Below are 23,444 nucleotides of genomic sequence, written 5' to 3'. Positions count from 1 at the left end.
TTATAGCGGAAAGCGCTTTATCAATCCATGTTCAGAGAGGAGAGTTTTTATGTATATTCCCGCTCCATTTCAGCTGAGTGAAGCTGAAGCGTGCGATGTAATCAAAGAGTATGGTTTCGCAGCATTGTTTTCAACGGCGGGGGGCATGCCGTATGCAACCCACCTGCCATTGATGATGAGTAAGAATAACGAATGCTTATACGGTCATTTTGCATTGCCGAATCCCCAATGGAAAGAGATTGATGGCCAAAACGTATTAGCCGTTTTTCAGGGGCCTCATTGTTATATCTCGCCTAAATGGTATGAGACGAATCAGGCTGTTCCCACATGGAATTATGTGGCGGTTCATGTTTACGGAGAGGCGGAGCTTTTGGATGAGGAAGAAACCGTGCAGTCGATGAGTGATCTCGTATTGAAATACGAAAGCCCCGACAGCCCGTACAAATTAGAGGATGTCGATGCGAAATTGCTGGCAGGCATGAACAAAGGGGTAAAAGGTTTTAAAATCAAAATCAGCAAAATAGAGGGACAGGCAAAGCTGAGTCAAAATCATTCAGCCGCAAGACAAGGGCTGGTCGTACAACAGCTCAAACAGATTCCTCATACAAACGAACAGCTCATTTCCGGCTTGATGGAAGAAAACATCAAACGAATCACCGCAAAAAACTGACAAGCATGTTAAAAACATACCGGCAGCATGCGGTATGTTTTTTTCTGATTATGAAGCTTTTCTCAGGATGAATAACGACTCGAACAGCACATAAATCAACGGCGCCATTAAAATGAAGAAAGAATGAAAAATAGCATACGGTATGAGTAAGTAAACGATAAGTTTCAATAGAATGGAAGACGTTTTATTCAATGTCCAGCGGTTTTTCAAGATATCAGTCATACAGGCTGAAACAAGGCCGACCGTCAAATATCCGGCTGCTATGTAAAGATAAATAAAAAGGTAAAACGGGTAAGAAGACAACGGGGGTGTGTCTTCCTGTGTCATTTTTAAACCCACATAAAAGACCAATAAAAAGCAAACGGACGAAACGAGAGCTAAAAAAAGGTGTTTATATAAATACTTCTTCATGTGTTTCACCTGCCTATGGACAATTATTTCTAAACATATTATGACATGGTTTTACCGCTGCTGAAAGAATCGGCAGCGGGCATGCGCCCGTCTATATGAGCGGGGCGTAAAGAATCAATATCATCTTTTCATGAATCCGGATGTTTTGTTCGGATGGATGTAAAGAAGAATACACCCCAAAAAAAGCTGTCAGCTTGGTCCTGACGGCTTATTTTTGGTGAAAGGCTTATTTCTCCGTGGTGAAATAAAGCAATGCTATGACCGGAAAAGCGATTCCAATCCATAATGTGATACTCCACCCGCCTGAGGCGTATGCCCATCCTCCGATTGATGATCCTATAGCGCCGCCCAGAAAGAAGATTGCCATAAATAATCCGTTTAATCGGCTGCGGAATTCAGGTGCCAACGAAAAAATGGCACGCTGACTGAGTACGAGATTGGCAGATACCCCCATATCCAACAGGATAGCTGCGGCCACCAGAACTGCTATTCCGACGGGAGAGCTGCTCTGAATCATGAGCGGGAGTAATAAAGAAACGATGACAACACCGAGAGCGATTCCGGTGGCAAGCCGGGTTAAGCCGCGATCAGCCAGACGGCCGCCTATCGGTGCAGCCGCTGCACCCGCAATGCCCGCTAATGCGTACAGCGCGATTGCCTTTTGAGAAAAATGAAAAGCAGGACCGGACAATAGTAAAGGTACAGTCGTCCAGAATAAGCTGAAAGCTCCAAATACAAACGCATGATAAATGGCACGGCGGCGTAAGACCGGAGTCGTGCGCAGCAGCTTCCACATTGAACCGAGTAAGACGGTGTAGCTTGTGTTTGCTGTTGGTTTTCTGGCAGGAAGCACTTTTGATAAGACGATTGCCAGGACAACACTTAACGCGGCGGATAAAGCAAATATGGCATTCCACCCCCATATATCAGCGACCAGACTGGATATCGGACGGGAAAGCATAATACCGAGAAGCAGGCCGCTCATCACATTGCCGACAACCCGGCCGCGTGCGGCATCTGGTGCAAGGTATGATGCGAACGGAACTAGCACTTGGGCCGCGATGGATCCCAGTCCGATGAAAAACGCAGCGGCTAAAAACAGTGTTCCATGCTTCACACATGCTGTCAGAGTTAGAGCGGCTGCGCTTAGTAGGAGCGATACCACGACAAGTTTTCTGTTTTCGATAATATCTCCCAAAGGGACGAGAAACAGTAGGCCGGCAACGTATCCGATTTGGGTCAGCGTGACAATCAATCCGGCACTGCTTGGAGAAAGCCCGATTGCCGCACTAATGAATCCTGCCAAGGGCTGTGCATAATAAAGATTAGCGACAATGATACCGCATGCCGTTGCGAGAAGAAGGGTTAAACCAGTTGAAATCCCCTGATCCGCTGTTTGTTTATTTTCTTTAGCCATATGAATGAACTCCTTTTTAATGATTTTATGAGGTTTGATACATATTTTGCTGATTCATCTCCTTTACGCAGAGGCTTTTGGAGTCTGCATTTCATCAAGACTTCCCTCAAGTTATTTTATAAACTAAACGTTCAGTTTTGTTTATAAGTGAATAATATACTAAACGTTCAGTTTTGTAAATAGGTTTCTATTTTCTTTTTTTATACAGGTTAAGTATACTGAACGTATCGTTTATAATTCGGGAAGGAATGATTCATGTGCAGAGTAAACGAGGACGGCCGCGTGATGAAGGAACACATAAGGCGATTCTTTCTGCTGCCTATGACCTATTGTTGGAAAATGGCTTTGACGCGGTGACAGTCGATAAAATTGCAGAGCGTGCCAAAGTGAGTAAGGCAACGATTTATAAATGGTGGTCAAACAAGGCTGCCGTTATCATGGACAGCTTTCTTTCGACCGCTACGGACAGACTGCCTGTGCCCGATACAGGATCAACAGTGCAAGATATATTGACCCACGCCGCGAATTTAGCAAGGTTTTTGACGAGCCGGGAAGGAACCGTTATTAAGGAATTAATCGGCGCGGGGCAGCTGGATGCAAAATTGGCGGAAGAATATCGCACGCGATTTTTCCAGCCCCGCCGCCTCCAAGCGAAAGGCCTTCTGGAAAAGGGAATTCAGAAAGGTGAATTAAGAGAGAATCTTGATATTGACGTAAGCATCGATCTCATTTACGGACCGATTTTCTATCGCCTGTTGATCACAGGTGATGAGGTGAATGATTCCTATGTGCATGATCTTGTGATGAGTGCGTTTAAGGGAGTTCAAGCTACGTGAATAACCGCTCGAATCGGGTGAAAAGTATTTGTGCCTATGGGGCAGAAAATAATGAAAAGGCAGAACAAATTGTTCTGCCTTCTTCGCTCTATTTGCGAACCGCCCGGCGGCCGCCACGCACGTAATCACCGCCGCAAGCCCCAATAACAGCCCGAAGAAAGGCTGGAGAAGCTGCAGAGCTGATTCGCGGGAGTTTCGTTGCCTGGGCGCTGTAAAGGCAGTTCTCAGTTTGACATACTGAAGCTTGAGCCAGAGGTGCTGTCTCAGCAGGAAAACATTTATAGGACGGGCAGGCGGAGCGCCGTATCAATATTTTGCAAATTAAACCGGACTTGTTCATCTGTGTTCCACGGATGATACCAGCCTTTTTCCATCATATAGCGTGAGATTTGCTCATGCATGTCGATGGCTTCTTCTAAGTGACGGGTGAGGATCGCTTTCACTTCAGGCGTTCCGGCTTCCGTCGCCGCCATCGCATAGTTTCTGACTCCGCTTTTTGCCGAATTCAATAAATCCATAGCGACAATTTGGTCTGTCAGTGCATCCATCCCCGTCAGGTATTCAATAATCGGATTCATTCGTCATTCATCTCCTATTCGTGCTTTGCATCAGATATAATCGAGGCAAATTCCTGCAATTGCCTTGTTGATGTATCCGCATCCTGCTGCATGATTTCTTTCAGCTGCGGATCGGATACGAGCGCTTTCATGGTTTTGGATTTCGTCAGGCAAAGTGACTTAAAAGAAGCCATCTCCTGAATTTCGAGTAATTCATGTAAGGCGCTGGCCATTTCTGTAGCCTCCGTTCTCTAAGGTTTGAGTACAACTTTAATACAATCATCTGTTTTCGTGTCAAACATCTCATAGCCGTGCTTCGCTTCACTGAGCGGAATGACATGGCTTACAACATCACCCGGATCAATTTTGCCGGTTGACACTAGTTCAAACATATACGGCATATAATGGATAACCGGAGCTTGTCCTGATCGGATATTGACGTTCCGCTGCATGATATCGCCAAGGGGAAATCCGTTGTATCTGCCGCCGTACACACCCGTAATCTGGATCGTTCCGCCTTTTCGCACCGCTTGGGACGCGATGACCAATGCGCTCATGGCCCCGCCTTGAAGTTTTAATCCGCTGGCGAGGAACTCAAGATCTGTCATTTTTCCGTCCATGCCGACGGCGTCAATGACAACGTCGGCGCCGCCTTTGGTGATTTCCTTCAGGTAGCTGCCCGTATTTTCGTGGTCTTCGAAGTTCACGATTTCCACTTTATTCGTCCGTTTCGCATGCTGGAGACGGTAGTTGACATAGTCTACGGCTATGACGCGTTTCGCACCCTTTAACCAGCAGAATTTTTGAGCGAAAAGGCCCACGGGCCCGCAGCCGAGAACGATGACCGTATCGCCTGCTTTTACGCCGGCATTGTCAACGCTCCAAAAACCGGTTGTCATCGCATCGGCAATAACACTCAATTTCTCATCCGGTTCTTCGCATGTTTCGGGGACTTTAAAATGGGTAAAGTTCGCAAAAGGGACGCGCAAATATTCGGCCTGGCCGCCCGGATAGCCGCCGGTACTCCCTGAATAGCCGAAATAAGCGCCCATATCGCCGTTTTCATTTGATTGATCACATTGGCTTTCCAGGTGATTTTTACAATAAGTGCATTCTCCGCAGGCGATATTAAAAGGAATAATGACGCGGTCGCCTTTTTTGACTTTCGTCACGCCGGGACCGGTTTCTTCCACAATGCCCATCGGTTCATGCCCGATAATATAGTCTTCCTGCAAGTTCGGAATGAGTCCGTGGATTAAATGTAAATCTGATCCGCAAATTGCCGTACTTGTGACTTTTATAATCATGTCATCGTGTTTTTCAATCTTCGGATCAGGCACGTCTTTGACGACGACGTTTTTCACTCCTTGATACGTTACGGCCTTCATGCTGTAATACCTCCAGTGTTAGTGTTCATCAGGTGTGCGGTCAAACATCCCTTTTCTGTTCGTTTCAACGGGAAACAGATTCATGTTTCCGACCATGAGGGTATTTTTCGCAGAGAGCTGGTCCAGTTTATACTGTTCGCTCAGATCATGCGGGTGAAACCACTTTTTGCTGACCATCAAGTCTGTAATTTCCTGATGCATCGCGATTCCTTGCATGAGCTGTTTGCGCAGCAAAGCTCTTACATCTGGCGAGGCGGTTTCTGTTAAAGCAACGGCGGTATTTCTGACGCCTTCTTTTGCGCGTATGAGAAAATCCATTGCGAATGTCATATCTGCGAGTTCAGGGACGTGTAATGAATTGATTGGATCTAAATGGTCATGGTTCAATGATGCTTACCTTCCTTTCAATTGATGATCGAAGTCGGCCGGTTTTGAGGAACAGGAGCCTGAAACGTTGCCCGTTCATAAACCGCCTGCAGATCAGCAAGGTTTTGCGAGGCTTGCTGAACGTCTTTTTCCATTAACGTTTTCAGATCCTGATCAAACACAAGCCCTTGCATGAGCTTGGATTTCGCTACACAAAGCGTCTTGAAGTTAATGATTTCATGTAAGTCCAGCGACTCGTGAGCCGCTAATTCACGCTTTTCCATAATCGTTTTTTAAACCTCCTCTTCTCAATTACATAATTAATTTCCCCTGAGAAAAGAGCTCTAGTCTTACAAATTTTGTTTATAAAAAAGAGAGAAGAAATCTGACGGTACATTAAAAAAGAGGAAGCACAATCGCTTCCTCTTGTTCACATGGAATGGCTGTCGGTGTCCTGAACGTTTTTCTGATGCGCGGGCGGTTTTGCCGCGCGGGAGACAGACCGCTGAAACCCGGGAAAGGTCATAAAAAAGATATGAACAAAAGCAGCCCGCGAACAATCCCGCAGGCTGTTTTTTCTTTCACCCGTCATGCAGGACAGAAGGGGAAGGTGAGAAGCAGGCGATTATGGTATGATGACAAATAGAATAAAACATCGTGAGGCCGGTCGGCTAAAAGGAAGTGGACAGAGATTGTTTGGTACAAAACATCAAGAAGACTATGTCTCCCGTGACAGACGCTCATTGCATATGCTTGCGCTTCGGGTGCCCGGTCTGGCGTTTATTTTTATGGTATATGCCGCATCAGTCTCTTTGCAGTACATTTATGAAAGCTGGACGGTTTTATTGCTGCTGTTATTCACGATATTGATCGTCATTTTTGCCGTGCTGCACTGGCATTCCTATCGCTGGGTCAAGAAAAAAACGTTTCTTTATTTCATCATACAGGGATTTATCATATATACATCGGCTAACTTGATGACCGGCGGCTATATCGCGGCGGTCATCGGTCTCTATGCCTTTTTAATCGGGCAGATTATCGGAATGGCGGATAAGGGCAAAACGCCGCTCATACTCTATCTTTTCATTTTAATGTCCATAGCAGCCCTGCACCAGGAGCATCCGCATCATCTGCTTCGTTTCATCGTTATCGCCGCTCCCATCATGATCGTGATTATCACATATGCGGCAACATTTTTCGCGCAAGTTGATGAAAAAATCAAAACACAGATGACGCTTGAAAAATTAGAGCTCGCTCACCGGCAAGTGAAACAGCTGACGCTTCAAAACGAAAGGCAGCGGATGGCGAGAGACTTGCACGATACACTTGCACAAGGGCTGGTCAGCTTGCATATGCAGCTTGAAGCGGTGCATGTTCATCTTTCAAAGGGTAACACTGACAGAGCGAAAGACATCATCAGCCAGTCAATGGACAGAGTGAAGGGCACATTGGCTGATGCGCGCTCGGCCATTGACAACCTTCGCAGAAAATCAGAAGAGATCGGGTTCTTAAAAGAAAGCATCACTGAACAAATCAACCATTTTACAGAAGCCTCCGGGCTGTCTTGTTTTTTAGATTACAGCGTGCATCATGTGCTTGACGTTCATACGGCGGAGAATTGCCATTACATGATCGGAGAAGGCCTGACAAACGCCGCCAAGCATGCAGAAGCAAAGAATGTCTGGGTGTCCGTTCAGGAAGAAGAGGGACAGATCTGCATAACCGTCAAAGATGACGGGAAAGGCTTTGATGCCGGAACAGAAATGAGAAAAAGCGGACATTACGGGCTGCTGGGGATACAAGAACGCGTCAATATGATGAACGGCACTTTCCGTATAACAAGCGCCAGATCAGCGGGAACTCAAATTGAGATCATCATACCAATTCAAGGAGAAGCGGAACATGTATAAAGTGTTAATAGCAGATGACCATCTTGTCGTCAGAGAAGGTCTGAAGCTTTTGATAGAAACAAATGACCATTACACCATAACGGGAGAGGCGGAAAACGGGAAAACCGCCGTCCGCCTCGCAGCGGAACTAAAGCCCGATGTCATTCTCATGGATCTGTACATGCCGGAAATGAGCGGGCTGGAAGCCATTAAACAGATAAAAGAGCATTCTGATGTGCCGATTATTATTTTGACGACCTATAATGAAGATCATCTGATGATAGAAGGCATTGAATCAGGCGCGAACGGTTATCTGCTGAAGGACACAAGCTCAGAAACCTTATTTCATACGATGGATGCGGCGGTCAGGGGAGAAGTGCTTCTGCAGCCGGACATCTTGCGGCGTTTCCGGGAAAAGAAAATGGAACGGGCAAATGCCAATGAAACACAGCTGACGGACAAGGAAATCATAGTTCTGCAAGCCGTTGCGAAAGGACATAAAAGCAAAGCGATCGCCTTCGATTTAGGAATCTCAGAGCGGACGGTAAAAGCGAGATTAACATCGATTTATAACAAATTAGGCGCTGATTCGCGGACGGAAGCCGTCACTATTGCCATGCAAAAAGGCATTCTGAAACTGAATATATAATGAAAAACTGCCCAAACGTACATGCCCCTATGTACGTTTTTTTTATGTGAATGTGAACTACAATTAGGCAGAAAGTAATGATTGGAGAGGAGTATTCGATGTCTGGTTTTTTATATAAATTAGGGGGATGGTCTGCCCGCAACCGATTCAAAATGATCAGTGCGTGGCTCGTGATACTGATCGCTTCGATTGTGATCGCCATCTCGTTAAAACCTGCTTTTTCTGAGGATATGTCAATTCCCGACACACCTTCTGAAAAGGCGATGGATGTGATTCAAAAAGAATTTTCAAAGGGGCCCGATAAAGGAAGCATACGGGTTATTTTCGGAGCTGAAGACGGGAAGAAATTGACGTCAAAACCGGAAAAACAAGCGATTGAAGAGACATTAAAGAAGATCAAAACAGATCATTCGGTCGCTTCGATTGCAAATCCTTTTGAAACAGGAACCATTTCTAAAGACGGGTCAGTGGCATATGCCGATATTACGTACAAAAAAGCGGCGGATGACATTACGGATGCGTCTGTTTCACATATTAAACACAGTCTGTCCGCCGCCGGAGACAAGGGCCTGCAGACGGAGCTCAGCGGCGATGTGCCGGGGGCCGGTGTTGAAGCCGGCGGTGTATCTGAAATTGTCGGCGTTGTGCTGGCTTTCGTCGTTCTGGCCATTACGTTTGGTTCATTAGTCATAGCGGGGCTGCCGATTGTCACGGCCCTGATCGGGTTAGGTGTAAGCGTCGCGCTGACGTTAATTGGGACACAGATCTTTACGATAGCCTCGGTCAGTCTCTCATTATCAGGAATGATCGGCCTGGCCGTCGGGATTGATTATGCGCTGTTTATCTTTACGAAGTATCGTCAGTTTTTGGGCGAAGGTGTACAAAAAAATGAATCGATCGCTAAAGCTGCGGGAACGGCTGGCAGCGCCGTCGTTTTTGCGGGACTGACCGTGATCGTCGCGCTTTGCGGATTGACCGTTGTCGGCATTCCGTTCATGTCTGCGATGGGATTGACTGCGGCACTCAGTGTGCTGATGGCTGTATTGGCATCAGTAACGCTGGTGCCTGCGGTGTTGTCAATCGCAGGAAAACGGATGATTCCGAAATCAAACAAGAAGAAAGAAAAGAAAAGCGCCGACACGAATGCCTGGGGGCGCTTCGTTACAAAGAAGCCTATTCTGTTAAGCATTTTCAGCATTATTCTTTTAGCTGTCATCAGTCTGCCGGCCATGCATTTAGAACTGGGGCTGCCTGATGCGGGAATGAAAGCGAAAGACAGCCCGGACCGCCGCGCCTATGATCTGTTGTCTAAAGGATTCGGCGAAGGCTTTAACGGCAAGCTGACAATTGTTGCCGATGCAAAAGGGGTCAAGGGAAACAAAAGTGAAGCATTTCAAGACGCCGTGAAAGAAATAAAGGACTTGCACAATGTGGCGAGCGTCACACCTGCCATGCCGAATCAAAAAGGGGATTATGCCATCATTACGGCAGTGCCTGAAACCGGGCCGAATGATAAGGCAACGAAAGAGTTAGTGCAGGATATACGGAAACGATCAGACAAAAACGGCATCCGCCTGCTCGTCACCGGGTCAACAGCGGTGAATATTGATATTTCAGACCGGTTAAACGATGCGATTCCGGAATTCGCCATTCTTATTGTCGGGTTTGCGTTTGTATTGCTGACCGTTGTTTTCCGCTCGCTTCTCGTGCCGCTTGCCGCCGTCGTCGGCTTTTTGCTGACGATGACCGCTACACTCGGGTTATCGGTATTCGTTCTGCAGGATGGGAATTTCACCGGCTTGCTCAGCATTCCGGAAAAAGGTCCGATTCTCGCCTTCCTGCCTATTTTAGCCATCGGTATTCTTTTCGGGCTGGCGATGGACTATCAAGTATTCCTTGTCAGCAGAATGAGAGAAGAATATGTCAAAACAAAAAATCCGGTACAAGCTATCCATGCCGGATTGAAACATAGCGGGCCTGTCGTAACAGCGGCGGGACTGATCATGATTTTCGTCTTTGCGGGATTCATCTTCGCGGGGGACTCTACGATCAAATCCATGGGGTTGGCAATGACCTTCGGTGTTCTTTTCGATGCGTTCATTGTAAGAATGACCATCATTCCGAGTGTCATGAAGCTGATGGGACATGCGGCCTGGTACTTGCCGAAGTGGCTGGATAAAATCATTCCGAACGTGGATATCGAAGGCCATAAGCTGACACAAGGCAAAACACCGGAGAAACCGGAAGAATAAAATGAAAAAGCAGATCGTTATGATCTGCTTTTTTTATGTGCTGACCGCATTCATGAACAGAGAAAAAAGCTTTTTCATGTCTTCATGTTTTTTTGTCAGCATTTCGGGATGCCATTGCACGCCGACGACAAATAATTCACCCGTTCGTTCAATCGCTTCAATGGCCCCGTCTTTCGCATAAGCCGCGGCTTTAAATGAAGGCGCCGTCTCTTTTATGATCTGGTGATGGAATGAATTCACCCGCGCTGAATCGCCAAACAAGGTATGGAGACGTGTCCCTTTTTCAAAAGAAACATGATGGGTTTTTAACGGCGGATCTTTTTCTTGGTCATGCTTAATGTCAGCAAACGAAGCGTGTGTCAGGTCTTGATATAAAGTTCCCCCGTAAGTGACGTTTAACATATGCATCCCCCGGCAGATGGCCAGTATCGGCTTTTCTAAAGCAACCGCCGTGAGAATCAGCTCCTTTTCGTAGGCGTCCCGATCAGGAAAGGTCTTTCTTAAAGCCTGTAAAGGTTCTTCGCCGTAAAACAGCGGATCTATATCCTGGCCGCCGGACAGAATGATGCCGTCAACATGAGAGACCTGTTCCTTTAAAAGCGCCGTCTCTTGAATCACCGGCAATATAAACGGCACACCGCCGGCCTCAGAAACAGACTGAATATAATCATTATTGACATATGCCCGATTATAACCCGGGAAAGGGCCGGATTGATCAGCCATAATGTTTCCCGTAATTCCGATGCGTTTGGCCATTCTGCGTTCACCTGAGCCTTTCTTTCTGAACCTTCTCGTATGAATCTGAACGTAGGTTGTACAAATCAGTTTGAAATTATTCTTCATCGGCTCGGTGCTGTAACGCAGCATGACGGTATCGGATACTTGATTTCCCCAATATGGCTCAAAGGCGGTAAGCTGCATTCCCTGAGTTAAGAAGGTCTCAGCTGTTTTTCACTATCTTGAAATGTCCTTATCAGCGTCTGTTGTTTTCAATATATTTCCACGCAGCACAATCAGTGATTTGCATTTTTTTCTGTCGCGGCATTGCCGTTATGAGCCGCCAGAAACAGCCATACAAGCAATGCGGCGAGGCTGTATGCCGCTCCCATCATCAAAAACGTAAATCCGGCACCGGCGTACCAAGTGGCGGACAGATGAATGATCACACCGGAAACCGCTACGCCGACCAAGGCTCCGATTTGCCGGTTTGCATTTAAAGCGGCACCGGCGATATTCGCATGCTGTTGTCCGGCAGCCTGCATGATCATAGTTGTCATAGCAGGAACTGTAATGCCGGTGCCAAGGTTCATAACAGACATCAAGACCGCCAGCTGCCAATAAGGAAAATCAGGAGAAACAAGCACAAACAACAGCAATGCAATGATACAGCTGGCCGCCATTGACATAAACATAAGCTGTCCGGCTTCAAACCGATTCGCCAGACGGGAAAACAGCATATTGCCGATCACGAAGACCGCCATCATCGGCAGCAGCTCTACACCGGCCATAAAGGAGCTTGCGCCTCTTACCTCCTGCAAAAAAAGGCTCAGCATAAACATGCCGCCAAAAAGGGCAAAATTCAGTAAAAACCCGACAATTTGAGCAGCTGAGAATCGGCCGTTTTTATATAAGGACGCCGGCAGAATCGACGTTTCCGCAGAGATTTCCCGCAGCAAAAACAGCACAAATGCCAAAAGCGCCGCCGCGAATGCGCCAAGAATTATGGGTGAGCGCCAGCCTGCTGAAGGTCCCTGTATCAAGGCAAAGGAAAGAAATCCGAGCGCCGCCACTCCAAGCAGATGCCCTGTAAGGTTCACACGGCTGCTTTTTCCCGGTACTCGGCCGAGTATTCGGTAAGCTGAAATGAGTGGTGCAGCCCCTAACGGCACATTGATCAGAAAAATACTCTGCCAGCCTGCCGTCTGTACCAGCACGCCACCGATAAAGGGCCCAAGGCCTGAAGCAGCGGAAACAAGGGCGGCCCATAGTCCAAATATTCTTGCCCGCACCCGCTCATCTGGGTAAGAGGCAGCCAAAAGGCTGAGTGAGCTCGGCATAAACAAAGCCGCGCCAATCCCTTGCATGAGACGTCCGGCAATCAGCATCTGGCCATTAATAGATACGGCGCATAGGCAAGAGGCCAGGACAAAAACGGCCAAGCCCAGTATGTATATCGCCTTTGAGCCAAAACGGTCTGCCAAGGCTCCGCCCGCCAGCAGAAGTGACGCAAACGTAAGGATGTATCCGTCCACAACCCACGTCACGCCTGAAAGTGACATTGAAAGGGTGTTTTTCATATCAGCCATCGCCACATTCACGACGGTTACATCAAGAGTTGCCATGAGGAAACCAAGTGCGAGCACGATCAGTACAGATAGGCCTGTTGATGATTTTGATTTTTGTGAAAACCCGCTGTTTGTCATTACAATTGCCCTTTCACTTGCTTGTTTACCCAATCATCTATTTTTTCAAGATCATACAGTTCCCCGACTCTGTTCATGACATGCTGCAAGGATTCTTCTCTCATGAGATTGGCCCATTTATCCTCGATTTCCCCCATGACTGTCTCCAGCACACAGTTGCTTTCATCCTCGAATACGGATTGCAGCAGGCCCTTCCCCTGATACATCGAACCTCTGCCTTCGACCGCCTGATAAACATCATAGAGCGTAATGTCTGTCAAAGGCTTCGTAAGGGTAAAGCCGCCTTTGGTCCCCGGTATGGATTCTGCCAAATCGGCCTGTACCAATGTTCTCATCAGCTTCTTCAAATAAGACGGAGACACGCGTAAACGCTGGCTGATTGCCTCTGACGTTAAAGAAGAATGTACGGGCAGCCGCGACAATAACAGCAGCACAGAAACCGCCTGCTCCATCCCTGATTTCATTTTCATCCTACTCACTCCTGATTCATTATAGATAACCATTATCCACAATAGATCCCTTAGCAGCTTTTGTCAATAAAAAAAGCAAAAGAAACGGATCATTTCTTTTGCTCGGTATGGTTAACAAATCTGCTTGTATTGAAGCGCTTTGTCATCATAAGTCATCTATTGAAACATTAGGAACAAAAACTCAAAAAACCCGTGACAATCACGGGTTTTTACATTCATTTCAACTTCTTGATTTCTTCCGTCAGCTCTTTGAACTTTTGATCAAGCTCACGATATTGTTTATCAGCCGGAGTCATGAAGCTGAGTTTTCCGAGGACTTCCTGCCGTTCGGTTTCAAGCTTTAATCGCAGTTCTTCAGCATCATCCCTGACGGAGGGAGATTCTTTCCATTGTTTTCGGACGCTGCCGTTTGAGATATCAAGCCGGATGTCCGTCGTCTTTTCGACAAAGTAACGATCATGCGATACGATGATGAGCGTTCCGTCGTATCGGGCCAAAGTGTCTTCAAGCTGCTCGCGTGACGGCAGATCAAGGTGGTTTGTCGGCTCATCCAGAATCAGCACATCTTTCTCCTCCAGAATAAACGCCATCAGCTTGCATTTGACCCGCTCTCCCATGCTCATCTTGCCGATGGGTTCCGTCCATTGCGCTGCGGTAAATCCTAAATGCTTCATGAGGGATTGAACATTTCCCCTTGCTTCGAACGTTTCTTTGTGAAAAAGCTGTTCGGGGGTTTTATCAAGCGGAAGGTCGAATACTTCCTGGGTTAAATAGCCGACGTTTGCAGACGGAGAAATCCATATGCCGCCCTGCGCTTTTTCCTGACCGAGGATGACCTTCAATAATGTTGTTTTCCCGCTGCCGTTCGGGCCTGTAATCGCGATCTTTTCACCGTGCATCACAGTGAAATTCACGTTTTTAAAAAGCGTTCGGCCTTCATATGACTTTGTGACATCACTTACTTCTAAAAAACGCTTTCCCGCTTTTTTGCGGTGCTCAATGGAAAAACGGACTTCATACTCCGCTTCAACCGGTTCTGCTTTCGCTTTTTCAAGCTCTTTTTCAAGACGCTTCTGCTTTGATTTAATCTGGGCGTCCGTGCGTTTTGCTTTTACGCGGTGATATTCTTTAAAGCCTTCTATTTTCGTTGATTGGGCGTGGGCTTTTTTTGACCAGGCGCTCAGCTCGTTCATTTGAGCTTCAATCCGTCTGATCATATGCTGCTGATTCTCATATTCCCGCTGCTGTGTCAGCCTTCTCTGTTTGCGGACCTCCATATAGCTTGAATAATTCCCTTTATGTTCAATGAGTTTCTTTCCTTCGATGGCCCAGATTTTTGTCGCCGCCGCATCTATAAAAGCACGATCATGTGAAACGAAAATAATGGTGCCTTTGTAATTCTTGATCTGATTCAGCAGTATTTCTAAACTGTGCTGATCGAGGTGGTTCGTCGGCTCATCTAATAACAAAAGGCCGCTTGAGGAGGAGAAACCTTTGGCAAGACGGGCTTTCAATTTTTCTCCGCCGCTTAATTGCGAAAAGGCGCGTGCGGGCACGTTCCACTTTTCTAACAAGGCTGCCTCCGCAGGCTCCGGATGGCCGGAATCATAAGCTTCCGTTTCTTGTTCCACCATATATATGTTCACATCTTGCATCATCTGGATCTGTCCTTGTGACGGCGCTTTTTTATTGCAGATCAATTGCAGCAATAAAGATTTGCCGGCGCCGTTTTTACCGATAACACCGATGATGTCGCCTTGCTGAACACTCGCGCTGATCTGTTCAAAAAGGGGAACGCTGTTGATTTCGTAACTGATGCCGCTTATTTTTAACATTTCTTTCATATGTCAATCCCTCGCTTTAAAGGGAGGACAAAAAAATCCTCCCAATTGATTTGGAAGGATTAGCCGTACCTGTGCGTGAACAAATAAGCTATTTTTACATAGCTTTCTCGTATCGTATAGAAAATGGGCAGACTAATCCTATTTTTTCTGATTTGAAATATTTGATTTCAAACGGTCAAAATAAGATTAGTTAATCATTGTCCACCCATCATCCCTTCGTATTTGTTACGAACAGTGTAGCACACACTTATCTGTAAAAGCAAAGGGTATAAGCCTTTTTATTCCAGATCGGAGGCTTCCCACTCTTCTTCTAAAACGGCATAATAATATTCATCCCACCATTCATTATCATGGGGGATGCATTTTTTAAACAAGCCTTCCCGCCTCATCCCGATCTTTTCCATCACCCGGTGCGAAGCCATGTTTTCCGGCTGACATGTCGCAATGATCCGGTGTAATTTCATCTTGTTAAACCCGAATGCCAGCACGGCGCGCGCCGCCTCTGAAGCATATCCTTTGCCCTGGTATTCCGGGTGAAACACCCAGCCGATTTCATACGTATGATCGCCAAAATACTGAAAAAAAACAATGTGGCCAATGACCGTTTTCTCATCCTTCAATAAAACGGGAAACTTCCCGGCATGTTCACCGCTGTTTTCAGTAACGAATTTCCTGGCATCTTCTGCGGTAAAGACACCCTCTGGTATATATTTCATGACACTCGGATTCGAGGTGTACGCATAGACATCCTGCCAATCTTCCGGTTCAAATGTCCGAATGACGAGCCTTTCAGTTTTGATATTCATTTTTTTATGTTCCTCCATCAAAAAAGGTTTCATTTACTACTTCGATTGAAAGATGCAAAAAACCTTTGAGCGGGGAAGAGCCGAATAAAAAAAGCCTGCAGCTATACACTGCAGGCGGTTATTTTTCATTTGCGGCGGCGGGCAGGTTTGTAAACCCGAATTGCCCTCCGACAGCTTCTTTTACTTCATGAATAACGATAAATGATTTCGGATCAATTTTTTGAACATGTTTTTTGATTTTCAGCAATTCGTTCTTTTTAATGACAACATAGATAATGCGCTTGTCTTTGCTGCCGTAATACCCGTATCCGTAAAATATCGTCGCCGCGTTGCCGTACTCGGAGGTGATGGCTTTGGCGATTTCTTCGTATTGGTCAGACATAATGGTGAGGGCTTTTTTATTATGGAAACCCTCAATGACAATATCGACGATTTTGGCGCACAGATAAACGAATATAAACGTATACAGCATATGATTGATTCCGATCGCTAAAACGGATGCGAAAATGATGACACAATCCATATAAAACATGCTTTTGGAGATGTTAAAGCCCTTTGTGTAATTCAATAAATACGCCAAAAGCGTGGTCCCGCCGGTAGATCCGTCAGCGATAAAGATCAATGCCAGCCCCGCTCCCATCAGCAGAGCGCCGAATACAATCCCGAGCACCATGTCGTGCACGCCGAACGGAATAAAGCTGACGATGCTGAGAAAAACAGAAGTCATTCCCGTACCGAGTATCGTGTATAAAATCGTTTTTTTCGTTAAAAATTTATAAGCCAGCCCGATAAAAATCAAATTTACAACCAGAGTCGTAATACTTGCAGGTATATGGAAAAGATAATATAAAACGAGAGCGATTCCCACGGTGCTGCCGTCCCCTAAATGATTCGGGATGACGAAAAATTCCACGGACGCCGCGATAAGAAAGGCTCCGGCCATAATCATCAGTATATCCTTGCAAATGTTTTTCATGTGCAAACCTCCTCCGCAGTCAAAAATATATATAAAACAAAAACGCCTCAAAAATTATCCAGCAGAACTAAATAATTTTTAAGACGAATCATTCACAATCTCGTTTGTTCATTCAGTAAAGAATGATCAGCTTCAATATCGAAGATTATATAGACACCTTCACATCTTGTCAATGCCGTGAAAATTGATTTTCTGCAGTGTATATGAGGTTTAAACCAAGTTAAAACGAGGAATTATATCAGAAGAGTTTTCATTTCTGCTCTATCAATAAGAGAAATGTAATGAGAGACAACGAAGAAGGGATGATGACATTGGAACGAATTTTTATCAGTCCGGCCAAATACGTGCAGGGAAAAAACGCCATTGAAACGATCGGCGGACATCTGGAGGGCGTTGGTGAAAAAGCCGTCGTCATCGCGGACAAAACCGTATGGGATATCGCGGGCCACAAGGTGACGGCTGAATTAAAGAAAAGCAATATCTCTTCTGAAGAGGCGGTTTTCAACGGCGAAGCCTCCCAGGAAGAAATGAAAAGAATTGCCGGTATCGCAGAAAAAGCAGGGGCGACTATTGTCATCGGAGTCGGCGGCGGTAAAACGCTTGATACGGCCAAAGCCGTATCAGATGAAATAAACGGCTACACCGTTATCGTGCCGACGGCCGCTTCAACGGATGCTCCGACAAGCGGGCTGTCTGTCGTGTATTCTGAACAAGGCGCGTTCGAAAACTATCGTTTTTATCATAAGAATCCTGACTTGGTTCTTGTCGATACGAAAATCGTCGCGGAAGCTCCGCCGCGCTTTTTAGCATCAGGGATTGCCGATGCGATGGCGACATGGATAGAGGCGCGCAGTGTCATTGCCAATGGCGGTAAAACGATGGCAGGCGGAATTCCGACAATCGCCGGAGAGGCTATCGCGGAAAAATGTGAAGCGGTATTATTCAAATACGGCCGTCTCGCTTATGAGTCTGTGAAAGCGAAAGCCGTTACGCCCGCATTGGAAGCGGTGGTTGAAGCCAATACACTTCTGAGCGGACTGGGATTTGAAAGCGGCGGCTTAGCTGCGGCACATGCCATTCATAACGGATTTACCGCGCTTGAAGGTGAAATCCATCACTTGACCCATGGTGAAAAAGTGGCATTCGGCACGCTCGTTCAATTGGCGCTGGAAAAACGTTCGCTTGAGGAAATTGAGCGGTATATCGCGTTTTATATCAGCTTGGGGCTGCCTGTCACACTTGAAGACATCAAATTGAAAGACGCATCTAAAGAGGACATTATGAAAGTGGCAGAAGCCGCGACGATTGAAGAAGAAACGATTCATGCCGCTTTTGACGTGACGGCTGACGACGTGGCGGATGCCATTATAGCGGCTGATCAATACGCAAAAGCATTTAAAGAAAAACACGCGTAAAACCTTTTACCGCGTGACCCGGAACCAAGGGCTGTTACAGCCCTTGGTTTTTTTATGCCCTTTGAAAACTTTTAAAAATAAAGAAAAAATTATGATACAATATACAAATGTTTTGAGAGATTGACAAAGGAAAGGTGGGAACGATATGCTGCATAATCCGACCGGTAAGGAGCGGCTTGCGCTGGCTTTTCTTCTCGGAATGCTTGCGATACTGGGGCCGCTCAATATAGATATGTATCTGCCGAGTTTCCCTGAAATCGCCGAAGATTTAAGCGCCCGCGCTTCGCTTGTCCAGCTCAGTTTAACCGCTTGTCTGATCGGACTGACAATCGGACAGGTTGTTGTCGGCCCGTTAAGTGACGCGAAGGGAAGAAGAAAACCGTTATTGCTATGTATTTTTTTATTTGCTTTGTTTTCTCTGTTTTGCGCGCTTGCACCGAACATTTCAACACTGGTGATTGCCCGTTTTCTTCAAGGATTCACCGCTTCGGCCGGACTCGTTTTATCCCGTGCAATCGTCAGAGATGTGTTTACGGGAAGAGAGCTTTCTAAATTTTTCTCGCTGCTGATGGTCATTACCGCCGTCGCGCCGATGGTGGCGCCGATGACGGGAGGCGCGATTTTATTGCTTCCGTTTGCATCATGGCATACGATTTTTCTGTTTTTAACCTTTATCGGGTTTTTGCTTGTTCTCATCATTGCGCTCAAGCTGACAGAAACCCTGCCGCCGGAAAAGCGGATTCCGAGCTCCATCGGAAATTCCGTGCGGACAATGGGAAGCCTGCTGAAGGATCGGTCATTTATCGGCTATGCGCTGACGGTCGGTTTTATTCACGGCGGGAGCTTTGCGTATGTCTCCGGAACGCCTTTCGTGTATCAGGATATTTACGGAGTATCGCCTCAGGTATTCAGTGTTTTATTCGGCATAAACGGTCTGGCGATCATTACCGGAAGCTTTATCATCGGCCGTTTCGGCGGGATCATTCACGAAAAAAGCCTGCTGAGAATCGGCGTGATTACAGCGATGACGGCGACTGCCGTTCTGCTCGTCATGACGATCATTCACGGACCGCTGGCGGCACTGGTGATTTCCATTTTTATTTATATGATTACGATCGGCATGACGCTGACAAGCACCTTTACATTGGCGATGGAAAAGCAGGGACACCGCGCGGGAAGCGCAAGCGCACTGCTCGGCATGCTTCCGCTTCTTCTCGGTTCCATCGTGTCGCCGCTTGTGGGGATGAATGAAGCGACGGCCGTGCCGATGGGGGCAATTATGTTCACGACATCCGTTATCGGTTCCATCGCTTTTTTCGCCTTAACAACAAAACCGGAGAAAGCAAAAAAGGAGTGAAATGATTCACTCCTTTTTTTGATGCCCGCTATTCATATTTCTTCAGCACGATCGCCGAATTATGTCCGCCAAAGCCGAATGAGTTGGAAAGGCCGATCGTTAACGATTGATGGCGGGGCCCGTCTGACACATAGTCCAAATCACATGCCGAATCAGGGTGCTGCAGATTGATCGTCGGCGGGATGATGCCGTGTCTCAGGCTTTCTGTCAGAGCGATGGCTTCAACGCCGCCTGCCGCGCCAAGCATGTGGCCGAGCATTGATTTGTTGGCCGTAACCGGAATGTCATACGCAAGCTCCCCGAATAATGTTTTGATTGCCAATGTTTCAGAAAGATCTCCGGCTTTTGTGCTTGTCGCGTGGGCGCTTACGACATCAATGTCTTCCGCTGAAACGTTCGCCTTTTTCAAAGCATTTTTCATCGCCAGGTATGCGCCCGTCCCTTCCGGATGGGAGGCCACCATATGATACGCGTCAGAGCTTGCGCCGTAGCCGAGCACCTCACAGAGGATCGGGGCGTTTCTGCCGATTGCGCTATCCAATGATTCCAATACTAAGATGCCCGCGCCTTCACTCATGACAAACCCATCGCGATCAGCGTCAAACGGCCGGCTTGCCGCGGCGGGTTCTTCGTTTCTCGCTGACAGCGCGTGGGCATTGCCGAAGCTGGCTAATGACAAATTCGTAATCGCCGCTTCCGCTCCCCCGGCAAACATAATATCTGCGTCATCATTCCGAATGGCGTTGAATGCTTCCCCGATCGACGTATTGCCGATGGAACACGCGGTGACGGGAGAAAGTGAGGGGCCGAGCGCGCCTAATCTGATGCTGATTTGAGCGGCGGCCGCGTTTGAGATCATCATGGGGACAAGGCTCGGGCTCACTTTTCGCGCTCCCCGTTCATTTAAAGTATGAACGTTATCAATCAAAGTCGTGATGCCGCCGATTCCCGAGCCGACGTACACGCCGAGGCGTTCACGGTCAATCTGATCGAGCTGAATCCCGGAGCTTTCAAGCGCCTGTTCCGCTGCCGCTAAAGCAAACTGACTGAAACGGTCAAGCCGTCTCGCTTCTTTTCTGCCCCATCTTTCTTCTGCGTCAAAATCACGGACGGTGCCGGCTATTTTTGTCTTGGAGCCGGAGACATCAAACGAATCGATGAGAGAGATTCCCGATGTTCCTTCCGTCAGGTGTTTCCAAAATGTATGCACATCATTGCCGAGAGGTGAAATCACTCCCATTCCGGTGATCACAACTCTTTTCATGGTCATTCCTCCTTCGGTATGTATTTATTGTAACTCGCAATTATCCTATTACAAGTTGTTGATTATCCTAGTATAATGAATACCAGGGTAAGAGAGGAGAGATTCGGTATGATACCAGAAGGAAGATTGCAGGCGCTCTCAGAGTTTTTAAAAACGCAGCGGGCCAAAATTTCTCCGCAGATGGCCGGGCTGCCGATGGGCACACGGAGAAGAACGCCCGGGCTCCGAAGAGAAGAGGTCGCGCAATTAGCAGGCGTAAGCACCACGTGGTATACGTGGCTGGAGCAGGGCAGAGACATTAAAGTGTCCGCAGCCGTATTGGACGCGGTTTCCGATGTGCTGCAGCTCAACAAAGATGAGAGAAATTATTTATACGCGCTTGCCATTGAGGAGGGCGTGAAGCAGCCGTTTGCCGCGGAGGAAGAAGCGGTTATCAGCCCGTCGCTTTCAAAAATCCTGCATGAGCTCCGTTATTGTCCCACCATTATCTCGGACAGGCGCTGTCATATCGTGGGATGGAATCAGGCCGCGGCTCACGTGTTTTTAGATTTTGAACAAATTCCTCCTGAAAAACGGAATCTCATAGAGCTATTGTTTTCCAGAAAAGAATTAAGAAGTTTAGCCGTGAACTGGGAGCACTTTGTGAAAGGATTCATCGCCATTTTCAGAACGTATTACGGCCAGTATGTAGCTGATACGTGGTATTCTCAGTTTATAGAAGAAATGGAGAAAACGTATTCGGAATTTCATACGCTGTGGAATGAGAGCGAAGTCAGCTCGGCACCCGAAGTATTAATTGAGTTCCGCCACGCGAAGGCGGGAAAAATGGTCTTTAACCTGACTTCATTTCAGGTTCAGGGCAACAGTGATCTGCGCTGCAGTGTGTATACGCCGGTAGATCATACCGAAACGGAAGCAAAGCTGAAAAAGCTCTTCGAAAACAGGTGAAGAACAGAAAAAACGGGAGGCGGCCGCCTCCCGTTTCAGTTTAAAATAAAAGCATGAGACCGGCGATGGCCGGTGTTAAAAAGATGGCTGATTTCAGAATGACTTTCGGCACGTGGTTGGTGAATTTCGCTCCGACATATGCGCCGCACATCGTGCCGATCAGCACTTTGACCAACAGTATATAATCGACAAATCCTTCCGTCACATAACCGAGTCCTCCGCCGACCGCAAGCGGGATAATGACAAGCATGGTGGTGCCGACCGACTGGCGGATGGATAAGCGCAAAAGAATCATTAAGCCGATCTGGATGAAAGGGGCAGAGCCGATCCCGAACGTTCCGGACAAGATTCCTGCGATGATACCGAGTACAACGGCTTTCACCCATATGTTCAGATTGCTTTGCCGTCCGGAATCTTCATGTGTTTCTTTTACAATAAATAACCGGACTAAAATAAGCAGAGCGGATAAAAACAGCATGCCCGCCGTCAAGTAATGCAGCAAATCTGCAGGGATAAGGGAAGTAAGCCTTGCCCCGAAAAACGAACCGAATGCCGCAAAAACGCCGACGATGAGGCCGATCTTCATCTGAATATTGCCTTCACGGTAGTGGCTGAAAGCCCCCGATAAACTTGTGAAAGCCATTCCGGCGAGGGAGGTGCCCAAAGCCGTATGAATCGGTACGTGAAACAGTATAGTTAAAAGTGCAATGACAAAACCGGCTCCCCCCGCGCCGATAAACCCGAGAATAATCCCGAGAAGAAACATAACGAGTATAATAAGCACAATCTTCTCCTCCATTTAGATGCCTGATCACCATGTTCAGATCCGCTTTATCAGGTTTTTAACAATCGACCGTAGTCCGTCGACCGTCGTCCATTATCTTTATGTTACCTCAAATTTGAGGGATTGGCAAGAAGCCGAATCGCTTTTATACAGAGGGTTTACAGCTCTTTCACCATCACTTTTTCCCCGTTTGAGTCCAGCTCTCCATTGAATAAGAAGCCGAATTTTTGATAAAGCCGCAATGCGTGCACGTTATCTTCAAACAGACTTAAATAAATCCGTCTGCACTCATATATTCGAACAAGATGGCGGATAAGAGCATCAAGCAACAGCCTGCCCAATCCACGTCCCTGATAACGTTCATCAATAAAAAAACGGTCAAGCCACACTCTGCCGTTTTCATTTTCCTCATCATATTCCGGAAACCATCCGTACATGGCAAAGCCGACCAATTCCCCGTTAACATAAAGGCCGGCCGGCTGATAATGCCGGCAATCCTCAGCATCTTGTAAGCACTCTTCCGCGGTTTCAATAAATGAAGTCTGGCTTTCCCTTACATGAAGCGCCAGTATATCGGCACGGTTTTCTTCCGTGACTGCTCTGATTTCAATCGTCATACTTGATACTCCTCTTCTGCTTTTTCTGAGACGGTAAAGCTTTCATTGCGTAAGCCATTTGTGAATCAGCCTTCTCTCGGATACAATGATCATCATAAAGGATAT

24 protein-coding genes and 2 pseudogenes are annotated in these 23,444 nt (G+C 47.0%); 8 read left to right on the top strand and 18 right to left on the bottom strand.

The genetic code is table 11. The annotated features are described in order from the left end of the window. The first annotated feature begins 49 nt into the window (after nt 1–49). A complete protein-coding gene (locus C5I45_RS16735) occupies nt 50–670 on the top strand; it encodes an FMN-binding negative transcriptional regulator (protein WP_014304435.1) in 621 nt (206 codons plus the stop codon). Between the two features lie 48 nt (nt 671–718). Here C5I45_RS16735 and C5I45_RS20170 read toward each other — a convergent pair whose 3' ends face one another. Further along, entirely contained in the window at nt 719–1,081 is a 363-nt protein-coding gene (locus C5I45_RS20170) for a hypothetical protein (protein ID WP_015388637.1), read from the bottom strand. Nucleotides 1,082–1,307: 226 nt separating this feature from the next. Beyond that, nucleotides 1,308–2,498, bottom strand: coding sequence for an MFS transporter (locus tag C5I45_RS16725; protein ID WP_014304437.1), 1,191 nt, complete (start codon nt 2,496–2,498; stop codon nt 1,308–1,310). 257 nt (nt 2,499–2,755) lie between these two features. On the opposite strand from C5I45_RS16725, the gene C5I45_RS16720 reads away from it, so the two are divergent. Continuing rightward, nucleotides 2,756–3,334 carry a TetR/AcrR family transcriptional regulator gene (locus tag C5I45_RS16720; protein ID WP_003156075.1) on the top strand — a complete coding sequence of 193 codons (579 nt, stop codon included), beginning with the start codon at nt 2,756–2,758 and terminating at the stop codon, nt 3,332–3,334. A gap of 90 nt (nt 3,335–3,424) precedes the next feature. Here C5I45_RS16720 and C5I45_RS20275 read toward each other — a convergent pair. The 6 genes and pseudogenes from C5I45_RS20275 to C5I45_RS16690 form a co-directional block, all read right to left on the bottom strand. Further along, nucleotides 3,425–3,511, bottom strand: a pseudogene (locus C5I45_RS20275) (hypothetical protein); the annotation flags it as partial. Between the two features lie 101 nt (nt 3,512–3,612). Beyond that, nucleotides 3,613–3,912: a spore coat protein gene (locus C5I45_RS16710; protein ID WP_003156074.1), complete on the bottom strand. Its 300-nt coding sequence runs from the start codon at nt 3,910–3,912 to the stop codon at nt 3,613–3,615. Nucleotides 3,913–3,926: 14 nt separating this feature from the next. Then, the gene (locus tag C5I45_RS16705) at nt 3,927–4,124 is read right to left on the bottom strand and encodes a hypothetical protein (RefSeq protein ID WP_015388634.1); all 198 of its coding nucleotides are present in this window, start codon (nt 4,122–4,124) and stop codon (nt 3,927–3,929) included. 18 nt (nt 4,125–4,142) lie between these two features. Next, nucleotides 4,143–5,279: a zinc-dependent alcohol dehydrogenase gene (locus C5I45_RS16700; protein WP_003156072.1), complete on the bottom strand. Its 1,137-nt coding sequence runs from the start codon at nt 5,277–5,279 to the stop codon at nt 4,143–4,145. Nucleotides 5,280–5,297: 18 nt separating this feature from the next. Then, nucleotides 5,298–5,666, bottom strand: coding sequence for a spore coat protein (locus tag C5I45_RS16695; RefSeq protein WP_003156070.1), 369 nt, complete (start codon nt 5,664–5,666; stop codon nt 5,298–5,300). A 17-nt stretch (nt 5,667–5,683) separates the two neighbouring features. Further along, the gene (locus tag C5I45_RS16690; protein WP_003156068.1) at nt 5,684–5,929 is read right to left on the bottom strand and encodes a hypothetical protein; all 246 of its coding nucleotides are present in this window, start codon (nt 5,927–5,929) and stop codon (nt 5,684–5,686) included. A 465-nt stretch (nt 5,930–6,394) separates the two neighbouring features. On the opposite strand from C5I45_RS16690, the gene C5I45_RS16685 reads away from it, so the two are divergent. The 3 genes from C5I45_RS16685 to C5I45_RS16675 all read left to right on the top strand — a co-directional run bounded on the left by C5I45_RS16685 (nt 6,395) and on the right by C5I45_RS16675 (nt 10,435). Continuing rightward, the gene (locus C5I45_RS16685; RefSeq protein ID WP_046341467.1) at nt 6,395–7,555 is read left to right on the top strand and encodes a sensor histidine kinase; all 1,161 of its coding nucleotides are present in this window, start codon (nt 6,395–6,397) and stop codon (nt 7,553–7,555) included. Further along, nucleotides 7,548–8,183 carry a two-component system response regulator YdfI gene (locus C5I45_RS16680; RefSeq protein WP_015388630.1) on the top strand — a complete coding sequence of 212 codons (636 nt, stop codon included), beginning with the start codon at nt 7,548–7,550 and terminating at the stop codon, nt 8,181–8,183. Before C5I45_RS16685 ends, C5I45_RS16680 begins: the two co-directional genes overlap by 8 nt. Nucleotides 8,184–8,281: 98 nt before the next feature. Further along, nucleotides 8,282–10,435: an MMPL family transporter gene (locus tag C5I45_RS16675; protein WP_107994525.1), complete on the top strand. Its 2,154-nt coding sequence runs from the start codon at nt 8,282–8,284 to the stop codon at nt 10,433–10,435. A gap of 33 nt (nt 10,436–10,468) precedes the next feature. Here C5I45_RS16675 and C5I45_RS16670 read toward each other — a convergent pair whose 3' ends face one another. From C5I45_RS16670 to C5I45_RS16645, 7 genes and pseudogenes are all read right to left on the bottom strand, one after another. Continuing rightward, complete coding sequence (locus C5I45_RS16670; protein WP_003156060.1) at nt 10,469–11,191, bottom strand: gamma-glutamyl-gamma-aminobutyrate hydrolase family protein; 723 nt, start codon at nt 11,189–11,191, stop codon at nt 10,469–10,471. A 96-nt stretch (nt 11,192–11,287) separates the two neighbouring features. Beyond that, nucleotides 11,288–11,386: pseudogene (locus C5I45_RS19815) on the bottom strand (hypothetical protein); the annotation flags it as partial. Between the two features lie 62 nt (nt 11,387–11,448). After that, nucleotides 11,449–12,858 (bottom strand): MFS transporter, encoded by a 1,410-nt coding sequence (locus tag C5I45_RS16665; RefSeq protein ID WP_107994524.1) that lies wholly within the window; start codon nt 12,856–12,858, stop codon nt 11,449–11,451. Then, nucleotides 12,858–13,328: an Rrf2 family transcriptional regulator gene (locus tag C5I45_RS16660; RefSeq protein WP_107994523.1), complete on the bottom strand. Its 471-nt coding sequence runs from the start codon at nt 13,326–13,328 to the stop codon at nt 12,858–12,860. Before C5I45_RS16660 ends, C5I45_RS16665 begins: the two co-directional genes overlap by 1 nt. Before the next feature lie 215 nt (nt 13,329–13,543). Continuing rightward, nucleotides 13,544–15,172, bottom strand: coding sequence for a ribosomal protection-like ABC-F family protein (gene abc-f, locus C5I45_RS16655; RefSeq protein ID WP_107994522.1), 1,629 nt, complete (start codon nt 15,170–15,172; stop codon nt 13,544–13,546). A 278-nt stretch (nt 15,173–15,450) separates the two neighbouring features. Continuing rightward, nucleotides 15,451–15,978 (bottom strand): GNAT family N-acetyltransferase, encoded by a 528-nt coding sequence (locus tag C5I45_RS16650; protein ID WP_046560189.1) that lies wholly within the window; start codon nt 15,976–15,978, stop codon nt 15,451–15,453. 118 nt (nt 15,979–16,096) lie between these two features. Next, on the bottom strand, nt 16,097–16,954 hold the full coding sequence (locus C5I45_RS16645; RefSeq protein WP_003156057.1) for a YitT family protein: 858 nt from the start codon (nt 16,952–16,954) through the stop codon (nt 16,097–16,099). Nucleotides 16,955–17,235: 281 nt separating this feature from the next. Here C5I45_RS16645 and C5I45_RS16640 point away from each other — a divergent pair, with 281 nt between their 5' ends. Next, nucleotides 17,236–18,369 carry a glycerol dehydrogenase gene (locus C5I45_RS16640; RefSeq protein ID WP_014304447.1) on the top strand — a complete coding sequence of 378 codons (1,134 nt, stop codon included), beginning with the start codon at nt 17,236–17,238 and terminating at the stop codon, nt 18,367–18,369. 145 nt (nt 18,370–18,514) lie between these two features. Then, nucleotides 18,515–19,726, top strand: coding sequence for a Bcr/CflA family efflux MFS transporter (locus C5I45_RS16635; protein WP_025853711.1), 1,212 nt, complete (start codon nt 18,515–18,517; stop codon nt 19,724–19,726). 28 nt (nt 19,727–19,754) lie between these two features. Here C5I45_RS16635 and fabF read toward each other — a convergent pair whose 3' ends face one another. Further along, nucleotides 19,755–20,990, bottom strand: coding sequence for a beta-ketoacyl-ACP synthase II (gene fabF / locus C5I45_RS16630; protein WP_015388627.1), 1,236 nt, complete (start codon nt 20,988–20,990; stop codon nt 19,755–19,757). A 108-nt stretch (nt 20,991–21,098) separates the two neighbouring features. Between fabF and C5I45_RS16625 the strand changes: the two genes are divergently transcribed. Beyond that, nucleotides 21,099–21,938, top strand: a complete 840-nt coding sequence (locus tag C5I45_RS16625; protein ID WP_107994521.1) for a helix-turn-helix transcriptional regulator — start codon at nt 21,099–21,101, stop codon at nt 21,936–21,938. A 40-nt stretch (nt 21,939–21,978) separates the two neighbouring features. On the opposite strand, the gene C5I45_RS16620 is transcribed toward C5I45_RS16625, so the two are convergent. After that, nucleotides 21,979–22,722, bottom strand: coding sequence for a sulfite exporter TauE/SafE family protein (locus C5I45_RS16620; protein WP_003156052.1), 744 nt, complete (start codon nt 22,720–22,722; stop codon nt 21,979–21,981). 158 nt (nt 22,723–22,880) lie between these two features. Continuing rightward, nucleotides 22,881–23,339 (bottom strand): GNAT family N-acetyltransferase, encoded by a 459-nt coding sequence (locus tag C5I45_RS16615; protein ID WP_003156050.1) that lies wholly within the window; start codon nt 23,337–23,339, stop codon nt 22,881–22,883. Between the last annotated feature and the right edge of the window lie 105 nt (nt 23,340–23,444).

It is taken from the genome of Bacillus sp. ZY-1-1 (assembly GCF_003047165.1).
Lineage (GTDB): Bacteria > Bacillota > Bacilli > Bacillales > Bacillaceae > Bacillus > Bacillus velezensis.
The sequence above is the reverse complement of the archived record's forward strand: the minus strand, read 5'-3'. Positions and strand labels throughout refer to the sequence as shown.

Excerpts from the sequence above, each read along its gene's own strand:
- C5I45_RS16735 (WP_014304435.1), top strand. The coding sequence starts at position 50 with ATGTATATTCCCGCTCCATTTCAGCTGAGTGAAGCTGAAGCGTGCGAT.
- C5I45_RS20170 (WP_015388637.1), bottom strand. The coding sequence starts at position 1,081 with ATGAAGAAGTATTTATATAAACACCTTTTTTTAGCTCTCGTTTCGTCC.
- C5I45_RS16725 (WP_014304437.1), bottom strand. The coding sequence starts at position 2,498 with ATGGCTAAAGAAAATAAACAAACAGCGGATCAGGGGATTTCAACTGGT.
- C5I45_RS16710 (WP_003156074.1), bottom strand. The coding sequence starts at position 3,912 with ATGAATCCGATTATTGAATACCTGACGGGGATGGATGCACTGACAGAC.
- C5I45_RS16705 (WP_015388634.1), bottom strand. The coding sequence starts at position 4,124 with ATGGCCAGCGCCTTACATGAATTACTCGAAATTCAGGAGATGGCTTCT.
- C5I45_RS16700 (WP_003156072.1), bottom strand. The coding sequence starts at position 5,279 with ATGAAGGCCGTAACGTATCAAGGAGTGAAAAACGTCGTCGTCAAAGAC.
- C5I45_RS16690 (WP_003156068.1), bottom strand. The coding sequence starts at position 5,929 with ATGGAAAAGCGTGAATTAGCGGCTCACGAGTCGCTGGACTTACATGAA.
- C5I45_RS16685 (WP_046341467.1), top strand. The coding sequence starts at position 6,395 with ATGCTTGCGCTTCGGGTGCCCGGTCTGGCGTTTATTTTTATGGTATAT.
- C5I45_RS16680 (WP_015388630.1), top strand. The coding sequence starts at position 7,548 with ATGTATAAAGTGTTAATAGCAGATGACCATCTTGTCGTCAGAGAAGGT.
- C5I45_RS16675 (WP_107994525.1), top strand. The coding sequence starts at position 8,282 with ATGTCTGGTTTTTTATATAAATTAGGGGGATGGTCTGCCCGCAACCGA.
- C5I45_RS16670 (WP_003156060.1), bottom strand. The coding sequence starts at position 11,191 with ATGGCCAAACGCATCGGAATTACGGGAAACATTATGGCTGATCAATCC.
- C5I45_RS16665 (WP_107994524.1), bottom strand. The coding sequence starts at position 12,858 with ATGACAAACAGCGGGTTTTCACAAAAATCAAAATCATCAACAGGCCTA.
- C5I45_RS16660 (WP_107994523.1), bottom strand. The coding sequence starts at position 13,328 with ATGAAAATGAAATCAGGGATGGAGCAGGCGGTTTCTGTGCTGCTGTTA.
- abc-f (WP_107994522.1), bottom strand. The coding sequence starts at position 15,172 with ATGAAAGAAATGTTAAAAATAAGCGGCATCAGTTACGAAATCAACAGC.
- C5I45_RS16650 (WP_046560189.1), bottom strand. The coding sequence starts at position 15,978 with ATGAATATCAAAACTGAAAGGCTCGTCATTCGGACATTTGAACCGGAA.
- C5I45_RS16645 (WP_003156057.1), bottom strand. The coding sequence starts at position 16,954 with ATGAAAAACATTTGCAAGGATATACTGATGATTATGGCCGGAGCCTTT.
- C5I45_RS16640 (WP_014304447.1), top strand. The coding sequence starts at position 17,236 with ATGAGAGACAACGAAGAAGGGATGATGACATTGGAACGAATTTTTATC.
- C5I45_RS16635 (WP_025853711.1), top strand. The coding sequence starts at position 18,515 with ATGCTGCATAATCCGACCGGTAAGGAGCGGCTTGCGCTGGCTTTTCTT.
- fabF (WP_015388627.1), bottom strand. The coding sequence starts at position 20,990 with ATGAAAAGAGTTGTGATCACCGGAATGGGAGTGATTTCACCTCTCGGC.
- C5I45_RS16625 (WP_107994521.1), top strand. The coding sequence starts at position 21,099 with ATGATACCAGAAGGAAGATTGCAGGCGCTCTCAGAGTTTTTAAAAACG.
- C5I45_RS16615 (WP_003156050.1), bottom strand. The coding sequence starts at position 23,339 with ATGACGATTGAAATCAGAGCAGTCACGGAAGAAAACCGTGCCGATATA.